This window comes from Candidatus Arsenophonus lipoptenae (assembly GCF_001534665.1).
GTDB lineage: Bacteria > Pseudomonadota > Gammaproteobacteria > Enterobacterales > Enterobacteriaceae > Arsenophonus > Arsenophonus lipoptenae.
The window spans coordinates 349,811-364,603 of record NZ_CP013920.1; the positions used below are offsets into that span (position 1 = coordinate 349,811).

Below are 14,793 nucleotides of genomic sequence, written 5' to 3' on the forward strand. Positions count from 1 at the left end.
TCTCAAAATTGGATAGTGCGATCACAAATAAGCATTTCATTAGTTAAACTAACTAAACCACTCAATACAAAATCTTTATCTAAATTAGCAAAAGTAAGGTTTTTATTTTTTACTTCTATGTCGTTAATAATACCTCGTCGAAGGGCACCAGTAACACAAATATTTAATTTGCATCCTATTTTTTGTGCTAATGTTTTCCATCCAATAAGTAAATTAAATTCATCACTAGCAGGTGAAATAAATTTATTACCATTGTATACACCCTCTTGATAAAAAAAAATAGTTTTTAATATATGTCCTTCCATAACTAAAGTATTAGCAAATTTCCATGCATTTATAGCTTGTTGGGTCCCATAAGCTGGTCCTGTTACTAAAAGACAGTAAGTTAATGATTTTTTAGAATCATTATAAGTATTTTTACTTTTATGTAAATTACTTAATTTATTCATAATATTAATTATTGTATTAAATTATAATGTTTTAGGATATTTATCCTGTTCATTATAAAAAACTTTATGAAAACCTTTTGCAATTTTAATCTAATTATAAATAAAAATAATTTTTATTATATACTCTATACTTTATATTTATTTTAATAAATTTTATTTAATTTAAAGTGTCCCTATAAAATTATACATTATTTAAAATAAATATTATGTTATTAATCATTTTTAATTATCTAAAAAAATATTTAAATTTATACTATAAATACCGGTTATACTATAAATAATCATACACAGTACATGTACTGATAGTACAAATGTATATATTACATATCTATTAAATTAGAATTTTATATTTATTAATAATGTAAAATAATGAACTTATTTAGTTAATATAAACAAAAATAATAAAATTAATAATTAAAAATAATAATACTAAAGTTTATAAAAAACTATTATTTAAATAATTACAATGTACTTTACATACTGTAACTATAAATTATATAACTTATCATAAAAATTATAAATAAACTTTTATAATATTTTTAACTATTTAAAATATATTACTCATTTTATCTGTTTTAAAAATTAATCCACTTTATTTTTTGTGTTTTTACATTTTTTACTACTAAAAAAAATTACTTACTACAGACAATTAACTATGAATCTATGTTTATTTTTAAAATATTTAATTATATTGAATTTTTAATTCACTGCAGATATATTATTCATCATTAACAAGATTTTTACATTTTATATCAATTAATAGTGTGTGTGCTATCTTTAAAATATATCATTAACTAACAATTATAATTTATATATACCGTTCAATTGTTATAGTATTACAATAAAAAAATTAATAATAATTTAAATATCAATATAATAATTGTACTTATTGATATACTTTCATAAGTATAAAATTTTTTAATTAAAAATATAAAGATTATCTATAAAATAGATAAAACAATAAAACAGATTATTTAATCTGAATATTTAATTAAAATAAGAGTCAATAAATCTTAATTTATTAAGTAATTTTAAAAAGATTAACAAATAAATATTAATTTATATTTTAAATTAACTATTTTTTCAATCAAATAGATATATTTTTAACAAAATCAATTTCATATTTAGATTAATCATTAAATTTTAAATATAAAATCAAATATATATTTATTCATTATTCATGTATAATGAATATTAAAATTTTTCTATAAAAATAGTATTTTTTATAAATATTTATATTTTTATATATAAATAAAAAAAATAATATTTAGTGTCTTAATGTTAAATTATTTTAATATATAAAATATATTAATAGTGTACTTATATTATACTTAAAATTTTAGTTATCTTTAAGATATAATTGATTATAATTATATTAACTACATAATACTATATAAAAAATAAACTTAATAAAAATTAATTAATGTTATAGATAGAAATAATTTATCAAACACTAAAATAGTATGATTTAAATATTTGATTTTAATTTTATGATAAAATTAAATTGCAAATTAATATTTTTAAAATATTAATAAATCATGAATAATCACTAAATAAAAAATATTAATTTATACAAAATCATAATTATATTATAAGCTAATATGATTTTATTAATTTATTCCTCATATAATATCAATAATAGTTAATTTGATAATATCTTTTCTTTCTGTTGGATGTAAAAAGTTGTTTAAAAATTTATTAATGTTAAAATTAGTTCATAAAAATAAAATTAAAATATTTATATTTTAATTTTATAAAAAATATCAAGTATAACAATACATTTTAAGTTTTAAAATTATCAAAATATTCTTAATATTATATTAAATTTTGTATAAAAAAAAGAAATGAATATTAAACTCACTAGTTTCCTATAGTTCCCATTTGCAATATGGGGTATTATTTAACAATTAATTTAAATTAGATAAAAATGGCAGCAAAATGTAATATCTTTCTAATTGGTCCTATGGGTGCTGGGAAAAGCACTATTGGGCGCCAACTAGCACAATTACTTAATATGGATTTTTTTGATTCTGATCAAGAAATTGAACGACGTACTGGTGCTGATATAAGTTGGGTATTTGATTTAGAAGGAGAAAAAGGATTTCGAGAACGTGAAAAAAAAATAATTAACGAGCTTACAAAAAAACAAGGTATTGTCTTGGCGACAGGAGGAGGAACAATAAAATTAAAAGAAACACGCAATCGATTATCTGCACGTGGAGTAGTTGTTTATCTTAAAACTACAATTAAAAAACAAATGATACGAACACAACATGATAAAAAAAGACCTTTATTACAAATAGAAAAATTTACTTTAAAAACTTTAGAAGATCTAGCTAATGAACGTAATCCACTATACGAAGAAATTGCAGATATTACTATTCACAATGAAGATCAAACCGCTAAGATAATCGCTAATCAAATATTGATTTTATTAAAAAAAGTGAATTTCAACTGATTATTATTTTATATTGATATATAAAAAATAAATTAATATGGAAAAATTAATAGTTAAACTAGGTTCTAAAAGTTATCCAATAAGTATTGCTTCTGGTTTACTTAATTCTAAAAATATATATTCACCTCTTAAAAGTGGTGAATATACCATGATTGTGACAAATAAAGATATACATCATCTTTATGCAAAAATTATAAAATCTACTCTTATTCAAATGGGTGTTAAAGTAGATGAAATTATTTTACCTAATGGAGAACAATATAAAACATTAGATGTTGTTAACATTATTTTTACTGCTTTATTAAGAAAAAATCATCCACGAAGCACCACTCTTATTGCCCTAGGTGGTGGTGTTATTGGTGATTTAACAGGATTTGCTGCCTCTTGTTATAAAAGAGGAGTTCGTTTTATCCAAATACCAACTTCTCTTTTATCACAAATAGATTCATCTATTGGTGGAAAAACAGCACTTAATCATCCATTAGGCAAAAATATGATAGGAACATTCTATCAACCAATATCAGTTATTATAGATTTAAATAGTTTAAAAACCTTACCAAGTCGTCAATTTTTTTCAGGTATAGCAGAAATCATTAAATATGGGATAATTTTAGATTATAATTTTTTTTGTTGGATAGAAAAAAATATTAATTATATTTTGCATTGTGATGAAAAAATAATTACTTATTGTATTCGTCATTGTTGTGAACTAAAAGCAAAAATAATTGCAAAAGATGAAAAAGAAACTAATGGGGAACGTATATTATTAAATTTAGGACATACCTTTGGTCATGCTATTGAAACTGAATTAGGATATGGTTTCTGGTTGCATGGTGAAGCAGTTTCAGCAGGTATAGTGATGGCCGCAAAAACTGCAGAATTAATTGGACTACTAAATTTCAATGATACTGAAAGGATTGTAAATTTATTTAAAAAAGCACATCTACCTACTAAAGGGCCGGCAAAAATGCATGCTAAAGATTATTTAGCTCATATGATAAGGGATAAAAAAACAGAAAAAAATAAATTTAATTTAGTATTACCAAGCTCTATTGGCAAAGCTGGTTTCTATACTGACATAAATAAAAAAATTGTTTTACAAGCAATAAACCAATGCCTTTTATAAAAAAAATCACAATAAATATAAGTTAATAAAATAATCTATTATTAAATTTATGTTTTAATATATCATAGATATAAAAACATATTTTTACTAATTAAAATATAATTACTCCTTAAAATTATAAGTTTAATATAACAATCAATTATATTACTAGTATTTAATAAAACTTGGAAATATTTCAATGAAATAAAATAATCAGATAATAACAGTAAAATTTTTATTTTTTAATGTAAAAAATAAAAAAATAATATTAGATACAAATCTATTATAATAGTGATAATTATATACTACAATGTATAATTAACTGAATGATAACTATTTAATATTATATAACCTTTTATATGAATATTGATTTTGAATATTTTTAAACTTTATAAAAAGTAAGACACATTAATTTAAATACAAATACAATAAACCATAATAATATACCATTATTTACTAAGTAATATATATTCTTATCTATCAAAAAATAAAATTATTATTTAATAATATAACATCCATAAATAAAAATATTTATAAAAATTTTCTAAAATATTTAAGTAAAATATGAAACATGAAGAAAAAACGTGCTTTTTTAAAATGGGCTGGTGGTAAATTTTTTATGATAGAAGAAATAAAAAAATATTTACCAGAAGCTAATTGTTTAGTAGAACCATTTGTAGGTGCTGGCTCTATATTTTTAAATACTAATTACAATAATTATATCTTAGCAGATATTAATAATGATTTAATAAATTTATACAATACTGTAAAATATTACAATGATTCATTTATCCTACATGCACGTAAACTGTTTAATAACAAATTTAATACAGCTGAACAATACTATCGTCTACGTACTGAATTTAATCTATCAAGTAATTCTAAACGCCGTAGTATACTATTTTTATATCTTAATCGTCACTGCTATAATGGTTTATGTCGCTATAATGCAAAAGGAGAATTTAATGTTCCATTTGGATGTCATAAAAACCCTTATTTCCCTGAAAATGAATTATATGCGTTTGCTGAAAAAGCACAAAAAGCTATTTTTATTTGTCAACATTACAAAAAAACACTTTTATCAGTGAACAATAATTCTGTTGTTTACTGCGATCCTCCATATACACCACTTTCAAATACTGCCAAATTTATGGAATATAGCAAAGATAGATTCGGAAAACAGGAACAATACATACTAGCTAAGATTGCTTATCTATTATCTTCAACAAGAGGAATACCAGTATTGATATCAAATCATGATACACCATATACTAGAAAATGGTATCATAATGCTAAACTCAATCCAGTTAAATCTCGTAGACTAATCAGTTGTAATAGTCTGACTCGAAAAAAAGTAAATGAAATTTTAGCATTTTATAATCCAACTGATTAAAAATATAATAGCAAAAATAAAAAAATAGATTAGAGGAAATAGATAATGAAAAAATTTTTAATTGCACCATCTATTTTATCTGCAAATTTTGCATGTCTAGGTGATGAGATAGAAAAAGTAATTCAAGCCGGTGCTGATATTATACATTTGGATATTATGGATAATCATTACGTACCAAATCTATCATTTGGCCCAATAATATGCAAATCATTAAGAAATTACGGTATTAATATACCAATTGATGTGCATTTAATGGCAAAACCAGTAGATAGACTTATTCCTAATTTTGCTAAAGCAGGAGCAACTTATATTACTTTTCACGTTGAAGCTAGTGAGCATATAGATTATACTGTACAATTAATTAAAGAATATGGATGCAAAGCTGGCTTAGCATTCAATCCAACAACATCATTACATTATTTAGATTATATAATAGATAAATTAGATATAATATTAATTATGTCAGTAAATCCTGGTTTTGGTGGACAAACTTTTATTCCACAAACTATAAAAAAATTACAGAAAGTTAGCAAAGTAATAAAAGATAACAATTATAATATTTTATTAGAAGTAGATGGTGGTATTAACATTAATAATATTATTAATGTTGTAAATGCTGGTGCTAATACTTTTGTCATTGGCTCCGCAATTTTCAATACAAAAGACTATAAATCAGTAATTAATGCGATACGTAAAAAATTATCTTAATCAAGTTTATTTATGAAAAAATAAACACATATTTAATATTAAAACATTTTTATGTATAATTTTAATATTCTAGAATTAATAAGCGATTTTATAAATAATTTTACTGATTTTATCTAAATAATTTATTAATTTGTTTATAACTTACGTAAAATTTTTCTTTTTTTTATAATATTAACAACTTAACATGTTAAATATTAAATTAATAAAACTATAAATTATCTTACAATAAAATATAAAAACATTATTTTAAATTAATAATAATAAAACTGATCGATAATTTATATAAATAAAATTCATGATTTAATTTATACATTAATTGTAAATTAAATATATATAATAATTGATTTTTTACTAAATAAAATAAATTATATCTAGATAATTTTATACTTAAGATTACTGCATTTATTATGGAATTCACATATGAATATATATACTGCAAAATTAAATAATAAAAATAAAAAATCTATAGTATTTAGTGGAACACAACCATCTGGAGAATTCACTATTGGTAATTATATTGGTGCATTACGTAATTGGGTTTATATGCAAAATTACTGTAATTGTATTTATTGTATTGTTGATCAACACGCCATTACAACTCGTCAAAAACCACAAGAATTAAGAAGGCGTATATTAGATACATTAGCCTTATATTTAGCCTGTGGAATTGATTTTAAAAAAAGTATTATTTTTATTCAATCTCATGTTCCACAACATAGTCAACTCAGTTGGATACTTAATTGTTATACCTATTTTGGTGAATTAAAACGTATGACACAATTTAAAAAGAAACTAAAAAACAATTTTACCAACATTAATACTGGATTATTTAATTATCCAGTATTAATGACTGCGGATATCTTACTATATCAAACAAATCAAGTACCAGTGGGTATAGATCAAAAACAACATTTAGAATTAAGCAGAAATATTGCTCAAAGATTTAATTCTTTATACGGTGATATATTTACTATACCTGATCCAGTAATTCCTACAATAGGATCACAAATTATGTCTTTACAAGAACCATACAAAAAAATGTCAAAATCAGATATTAATTATAATAATATAATAACGTTATTAGAAAATCCAAAATCTATATACAAAAAAATAAAAGGTGCTGTTACTGATTCTGATAAATCATCACTAGTGTATTATGATTTAGAAAACAAACCTGGTATTTCTAATCTTATAAATATTCTTTCAGGTGTGACAGATCTTTCTATTTCTGAAATAGAAAAACAATTTGCTGGCAAAAGATATATTGAACTTAAAAATACAGTTTCTGAAGCAATTTCAGATTTATTAATAAATATACAAAGTAGCTTTTATGAATTTCGTAATAATGAAAAATTATTACTTGATATTATTATAGATGGGGCTAATAGAGCAGAAAAGCAAGCTAAAATTACCTTGAATAAGGTTTATGATGCAATTGGATTTTTTTATAATCCTATAAAAAATAGCATTTAATTAATTATTAAATTTAGTAAAATATATTATTATTTTAGATAAAAATTATTAAGATAATTATCTAAAACAAAAACACACTATAACATATAAAATAAAAATATTTATTTTATATTATTTCAATTATATGTTTTACCAATATCCTAATACTTTCCACCATAAACTACCGATAAGAATCCAAATAGAAAGATTAGTTATACTTAAGATAAAACCTATTTTCCACCACTTAGATAAAGCAACATAACCAGATCCAAAAATAATAGGAGCAGTACCTGTTGAATAATGTGTTAATGACATCATTAACGATGAAGAAAAAGCTAAAATTAAACCAAATAAAATAGGTGGAGCTCCTAGTTCTAATCCAACATTAAAGAAAGCAGAAAACATTGCCATAATATGAGCTGTAGTACTAGCAAAAAAATAATGAGAATAAACATATACTAAAATAAGTAGTAGTGTGCCCCAAATCCAACTAATACCAGCATAATTAATTGCATTACCAACTGTTTTTGAAAACCAATTAGTCAAACCAAGCTTACTTAAAAAAGATGCCATCATAACTAAAGCAGCAAACCAAGTAATAGTATCCCAAGCCCCTCTAGTTTTTAAAACATCATTCCAATCCAATATATTAGCACAAAGTAATATAGATAACCCTATAAAAGCTGCAACTGTAAGATTAACACTAAAATAACTACCAAAAATCATTCCTGGAACATCAGCCCACATCAATAATAATACAAAAAATACCAATAAAGTTATTTTCTCCTCTGATGAAATTTTTCCCAAAGTATGCAATTTTTGTTTTGCAAAAATTGGTGCATCTGGCGTTCTTTTAATTTCAGGTGGATATATCCAATAAATAATTAATGGCATAACTAATAAAGAAATTATTCCAGGTACAAATGCAGCTATAGCCCATATTCCCCAACTAATTTCAAATGGAGGTTTTATATTTTCCATAATTAAATTAACAATCAATGGATTAGGTGCTGTGGCAGTAATAAACATAGCAGATGTAATAGGATTAATATTAAAATTAACTAATGATAAATAACAACCAATTCTTTGTGAACTGCCCAATGTGGGATCAGAACCAAAACTGGTCGCAATAGATCTCATCAGAGGATGAATAATACCACCACCTCGTGCAGTATTACTTGGTGTAACTGGTGCTAATATTGTTTCTGCAATTGCTAATGAATAAGCAATCCCTAATGTTTTCTTGCCAAATAAAGAAATAAAATAATAACCAATTCGAGTACCTAATCCTGTTTTACTTAAACTAACAGAAATCATTATTGAAATACCTATCAACCAAATAAGTTGATTTGAAAAACCACTCAATGCATCATTAACTGCTTCAACAGGATTATTAGGATTAGTCACTTTAGTAACAGCAACTAAAGTAATTGAAATAATAGATATCGCCCCTATTGGTAAAGCTTTACCAATAATTGCTACTATAGTACCACTAAAAATAGCCAACAACTGCCAAGCATTTACAGCTATTCCTTTAGGAGCAGGAATAGCAAACCAAATTATTAAAGTCACCATAATAGCAATAATAGCCGGCAAAAGTTTTAATGGATTTAATTTATTCATATTAAATAATCCAATTTTATAAAATTTATCATTAAACTAGTTTAGTTAGTCTATTAAATAATCTATTAAATACATATATAAAAATATTTTTTATGATTTATTTAAAACACATTATTATATTATAAATTCATGTTTTAAATAATAAAAATAAGACGTATTTGAAAAGTAATAAAATTACTTCATACAATAATTATTAAGTATTATTAAATATAATTTTTATATCCATTTAGTATGAAAATAACCACTCTTATCAATTCTTTTATAAGTATGAGCACCAAAATAGTCACGTTGTGCCTGAATTAAATTAGCTGGCAAATTAAATGATCGATAACTATCATAATAAGCAATTGCTGAATTAAATGCAGCTAATGGTATGCCATTTTGTATACCAACACAGCAAATATCCCTTAATGACAAATGATATTTATCAGCAATATCTTTAAAATATGGTGCTAATATCAAGTTATCCAAAAAAGGATTATTACTATAAGCTTCACTAATATTTCGTAAAAATTGAGCTCTAATTATACAACCACCACAAAAAATCTTGGCTATTTTACTGTAATTCAAATTCCATTGATAACTATCTGATGCAATTCTTAATTGCTGAAATCCTTGTGCATAAGAGATAATTTTACCTAAATAAAGTGCACGTCTTATCTTTTCAATAAATTCATACTTATTACCTTTAAATAAATTTATAACTGGACCACTTAAAATTTTTGATGCTATAATTCTTTGTTTTTTTAAACAAGAGATATAACGTGCAAATACTGATTCAGTAATAAGCGTAAGCGATATTTCTAGATCTAAAGCATTTTTACTAGTCCACTTACCAGTTTCTTTATGATCAGCTTCATCTAGTATTTTATCAATTAAATAATGACCAGTTTTTGTTTCTTTTTTAAGAAAAATATCAGCAGTTATCTTAATTAGATAACTATTTAATTCACCTTTATTCCATTCAGTAAAAATATTAGATAATTCTTCATTATTTAACTTTAATATGTTTTTTAATATTGCATATACCTCAGCTATAAGCTGCATATCACCATACTCTATACCATTATGTATCATTTTTAAATAATGTCCTGCTCCATCAGGACCAATATAATTGACACAAGGCTCACTATTTACCTTAGCTGAAATTTGATGTAATATAGGTGCGATTAAATCATAACCTTCTTTAGATCCACCAGGCATAATAGCAGGTCCATTTAACGCACCTTCTTCACCACCAGAAAAACCTGCTCCAATAAAAAAAATTCCCTTTGCCTCCAGTTGTTGACTATTTCGTATGGTATCTTGAAAATAACTATTACCGCCATCTATTAAAACATCACCTTTATCTAAATAAGGTATTAATAAACTTATAATATTATTAGTTGCTTTACCAGATTTTATCATTAATAGAATACGTTTAGGGGATTCTAATGAATTAATAAATTCTTTAACATCATAAAAAGGAATTAATTTTTTACCTAAATTATTTTTAATTACTTCATCTGTTTTTTCTTTAGATCGATTAAATATCGACACAGAATAACCTTTACTTTCAATATTAAGTGCTAAACTTCTCCCCATAATAGACATACCAACTACACCAATTTGTTGTTTTAACATAACAACTCCTGTTTGATACTTTATTATCTCATAGCAATTATAATTTACTGAATATTCCCTAATAGTTTATAACTAATAATATTCCATAACTATATTAAAAAATAATTCACCTAATACATTCAAAATAACTAAAGTAAAAAAAATAAAATAGAATTTATTTAATACAATTAATATTAATAATCTAATTATTACTGAATTATTTTGACACTACAAGCATTTTACATAACATTAAAACTAAAGATCAAATATAATTTTTATCAAAAATAATAAACTGATATTCTAATGTAATATTTTCATAAAAATTTTTACTTTTAAAAAATAATCAGTTTGTATAATAACTAAAATTTTTATTTTTAAAATAAAATATTTCTATTAAACATATTTGATATATATAAAATATGACACAATATAATTAATCTCTAATTTTTAAAAGATAATTAATTATTAAATTACTTTTTAAAAAATAACTAATTTACATTAAATTAATTAATAAATTATATATTTATAAATAATTATTCAAACATTTCTGAATGAATTCTACTCTCTATCACACCATATTGATTTTTATATTTTGCAGTTTGACGACGATTATAAGGACGTTCTGCAGAACCAGATAAAACTTCAAAACTTAATGCGCCAATACACATACCAGGACGTAATGCTAATGGTAATTTTCCTGAATTATAAAATTCTAATACAATTTTCCCGTACCAACCAGGATCAATACGATGAGCTGTCACATGTACCATTAAACCTAAACGAGCAAGTGAGGATCGACCATCTAGCCAACCAACAATATTATCAGGTAATATAAACGATTCTAAAGTAACAGTTAATACTAATTCACCTGGATGTAAAAAAAACATATCATTACAGTTTACAGTTATCTCAGAACTCATTACTCGATCTAATACAAAATCAACTTCATTTTTTTGACTACTCAGATCAATATAAGGAGCAGAATATCCTTGAAATATTCTAAATTTATTACCTAAGCAGATATCCACTGTAGCACCGTTAATACGTTCTATTGATGGACGGGGATCAATAATTATTTTTTTTTCATCAAGCCATTTAATTATATCACGATCACAAAGTCGCATTTTTTATTTCCTTATTTTATTTCCTTATAATAGGAATTCATAATACTAAAATTTATTCATATAAATTTTAGTATTTTATCATTAATAACATAAATTGATAAAATATAAATAAAATTAAAATCAATAAAAATTGTGGTTATATATAATATATATTAATTAATATTAAATTTTTTAATAAGAAAATTTAATAATTAACTGAAATTTTTTAATCAAACTATGTTGGATAACAATCAACTAATAATTATAACCATATAAAATATAATAATTTATTTATATATTTTTATAAAATTCTAAAATTAAAAAACAATTAAGTAAAATAATTAATTGAAAGAGATATCTAATAAAAAATATAATAAATATATTTATAAGCAAATTTAATATTATACAAATCAAATTTAATATTTTTAAATAATGTTCTTAATTAGCATATGAAATCATTAATATTAATAATGGCATGATTTATCAAATAATTTTAATTATAAGTATTTCGTTTTAAGTAAAAAAATAAATAACTTTATAATATAAAAAATGAAATATTAATAAGTAAATATTATATAATTTTTTATTAATAAAAACAATAAATTAAAAAATAAATATTTATTCACCATTGTAATATATTTATATAATATTTAAGAATATAATTAATATCAGAAAAAAATTTATTAAATATAAATTTTTTTGATATTTTAACTTATTACTTACTATTAAAATTGTTAAAAAATATCTTTTTCTTATATAGTAACTATACTATTTAGTAAATATTAAATATAATAAATTAAGATTTTTTATACAAAAAATAATTAATTAATAAAAAACAGATTAATTATATGAAACTTACAATATTTTAAATATAAATACTGATATTTAAGTATTAAATCAGAAAATCTATTTAACATCTTAATTATTTTTCAAATTTTATGTTTTTATATATAAATATAACCAATATTTAATTATTTAAATAATTTATAATCTAATTAACAAAAAATATTTATTTTAAAAAACATAAAATTAAAAATTTATTCATTTAAACATAAATTTATTAATAATAATGACTATACATCAAAATTTAATTTTGCTTAATTCTAGATATAAAAATATAATATAAAATATGAACATAACCGCGAAAAAAATTTTAGTAACTTGTGCATTACCTTATGCTAATGGTGCAATTCACTTAGGACATATGTTAGAACATATTCAGGCAGATATTTGGGTTCGTTATCAACGAATGAGAGGCAAGCAAGTTTTTTTTATCTGTGCTGATGATGCTCATGGTACACCAATAATGTTAAAAGCTAATCAATTAGGTATAAATCCTGAAAAATTAATTAGTAAAATCAATAAAGAACACCAAAAAGATCTTGCTGAGTTTTCAATTAGTTATGATAATTATTATTCAACTCATAGTATAGAAAATCAGATGTTATCTGAACAAATTTATTTAATTTTAAAAAAGAATGGTTTTATTAAAAGTAAAACTATTTTACAATTTTATGATCCTCAAAAAATGATGTTTTTGCCTGATCGCTTTGTTATAGGAATTTGTCGAAAATGTAAAGCAAGTAATCAATATGGAGATCATTGTGAAATTTGTGGAGCAACTTATAATCCTATGGAACTAGTAAATCCACGATCAGTAATTTCGGGTGCCACACCTGAGATGCGGGAAACAAAGCATTTTTTCTTTGATTTACCAGTATTTTACAATATGCTAAAAAAATGGACACTATCAGGTATATTACAATTGCCAGTAGTAAATAAGTTACAGGAATGGTTTAAAACAGGTTTAAAGCAATGGGATATTACTCGTGATGCACCTTATTTTGGTTTTGAAATACCAAATGAACCTAAAAAATATTTTTATGTGTGGCTAGATGCACCTATTGGTTACATAGGAACATTCAAAAACCTATGTAAAAAAAAACCTAATATAGATTTTGATAGTTATTGGAATAAAAATTCCACTGTAGCTCTTTACCATTTTATTGGCAAAGATATTACATATTTTCATATTCTATTTTGGCCAGCAATATTGGAAGGTATAGGTTATCGTAAACCTACTAATATTTTTGTTCATGGTTATATAACCATAAATGGGATGAAAATGTCCAAATCAAAGGGCACTTTTATTACAGCTAGAGATTATTTGGATCATCTTGATAGCGATTGTTTACGTTACTATTATGCTACTAAACTTTCTTCTAGTATTGATGATATTGATCTTAACTTAAAAGATTTTGTTCAAAAAGTAAATAGTGATATTGTTAATAAAATAGTTAATTTAGCAGCAAGAAATGCTGGATTTATCAATAAACAATTTAATAATAAATTATCATCTAATATAGCAGAACCAGAACTTTATCAAAAATTTATTACTGCATCAAAAAAAATTGGTCAATTATTTTGTAATCGTGAATATAATAAAGCGACCAATAAAATTATATTGCTTGCTAATATAGCTAATCATTATATTGATGATAAGAAACCATGGATAATAGCCAAACAAACGGGATGTGAAAATATTTTACATAACGTATGTTCCATGGGCATCAATTTATTTCGTATTATCATGACATATTTAAAACCTATATTACCTGGACTTATTGATAAAACAGAGATGTTTTTAAATATTTCACTAGAGTGGGATGATATCAAAAAACCTTTATTAAATCATGAAATTACACCATTTAAAACTCTATTCAAAAGAATAGATATAAATAAAATATCATTTATGTTAGAAAAATCTAATAAAAATATAACCGCCGATAAAAATAATTGATTTACAATAAAATTGTATAAATTATTTTAATATATGTGTGCTATATATATACTGAAGTTATTCACTAGTAGTCTATTTAAATTAGATACGTTCATAAAAT

General features: G+C 22.7%; 9 protein-coding genes and 1 pseudogene. 6 read left to right on the forward strand and 4 right to left on the reverse strand.

Features of this window, described 5'->3' with window-relative positions; all coding sequences use genetic code 11:
- Positions 1 to 2: 2 nt before the first annotated feature.
- The gene (gene tusD, locus AUT07_RS01465) at positions 3 to 449 is read right to left on the reverse strand and encodes a sulfurtransferase complex subunit TusD (protein ID WP_066283239.1); all 447 of its coding nucleotides are present in this window, start codon (positions 447 to 449) and stop codon (positions 3 to 5) included.
- Positions 450 to 2,376: 1,927 nt separating this feature from the next.
- Between tusD and aroK the strand changes: the two genes are divergently transcribed.
- The 5 genes from aroK to trpS all read left to right on the forward strand — a co-directional run bounded on the left by aroK (position 2,377) and on the right by trpS (position 7,586).
- Complete coding sequence (gene aroK / locus AUT07_RS01470) at positions 2,377 to 2,907, forward strand: shikimate kinase AroK (protein ID WP_066283241.1); 531 nt, start codon at positions 2,377 to 2,379, stop codon at positions 2,905 to 2,907.
- 37 nt (positions 2,908 to 2,944) lie between these two features.
- A complete protein-coding gene (gene aroB, locus AUT07_RS01475; protein WP_066283243.1) occupies positions 2,945 to 4,033 on the forward strand; it encodes a 3-dehydroquinate synthase in 1,089 nt (362 codons plus the stop codon).
- A 550-nt stretch (positions 4,034 to 4,583) separates the two neighbouring features.
- On the forward strand, positions 4,584 to 5,405 hold the full coding sequence (locus tag AUT07_RS01480) for a Dam family site-specific DNA-(adenine-N6)-methyltransferase (protein ID WP_066283245.1): 822 nt from the start codon (positions 4,584 to 4,586) through the stop codon (positions 5,403 to 5,405).
- A gap of 45 nt (positions 5,406 to 5,450) precedes the next feature.
- Positions 5,451 to 6,113, forward strand: a complete 663-nt coding sequence (rpe, locus tag AUT07_RS01485) for a ribulose-phosphate 3-epimerase (protein WP_066283248.1) — start codon at positions 5,451 to 5,453, stop codon at positions 6,111 to 6,113.
- Between the two features lie 420 nt (positions 6,114 to 6,533).
- Positions 6,534 to 7,586: a tryptophan--tRNA ligase gene (gene trpS, locus AUT07_RS01490; RefSeq protein ID WP_066283251.1), complete on the forward strand. Its 1,053-nt coding sequence runs from the start codon at positions 6,534 to 6,536 to the stop codon at positions 7,584 to 7,586.
- Between the two features lie 129 nt (positions 7,587 to 7,715).
- Here the strand turns inward: trpS and AUT07_RS01495 are convergent, their stop codons facing one another.
- The 3 genes from AUT07_RS01495 to dcd all read right to left on the reverse strand — a co-directional run bounded on the left by AUT07_RS01495 (position 7,716) and on the right by dcd (position 11,914).
- Positions 7,716 to 9,188, reverse strand: coding sequence for a DASS family sodium-coupled anion symporter (locus tag AUT07_RS01495; RefSeq protein ID WP_066283254.1), 1,473 nt, complete (start codon positions 9,186 to 9,188; stop codon positions 7,716 to 7,718).
- 216 nt (positions 9,189 to 9,404) lie between these two features.
- Positions 9,405 to 10,811 (reverse strand): NADP-dependent phosphogluconate dehydrogenase, encoded by a 1,407-nt coding sequence (gndA, locus tag AUT07_RS01500; RefSeq protein ID WP_066283257.1) that lies wholly within the window; start codon positions 10,809 to 10,811, stop codon positions 9,405 to 9,407.
- Between the two features lie 512 nt (positions 10,812 to 11,323).
- Positions 11,324 to 11,914, reverse strand: a complete 591-nt coding sequence (gene dcd, locus AUT07_RS01505; protein WP_066283260.1) for a dCTP deaminase — start codon at positions 11,912 to 11,914, stop codon at positions 11,324 to 11,326.
- A gap of 1,108 nt (positions 11,915 to 13,022) precedes the next feature.
- Between dcd and metG the strand changes: the two are divergent.
- A pseudogene (gene metG / locus AUT07_RS01510) lies at positions 13,023 to 14,675 on the forward strand (methionine--tRNA ligase); the annotation flags it as partial.
- Between the last annotated feature and the right edge of the window lie 118 nt (positions 14,676 to 14,793).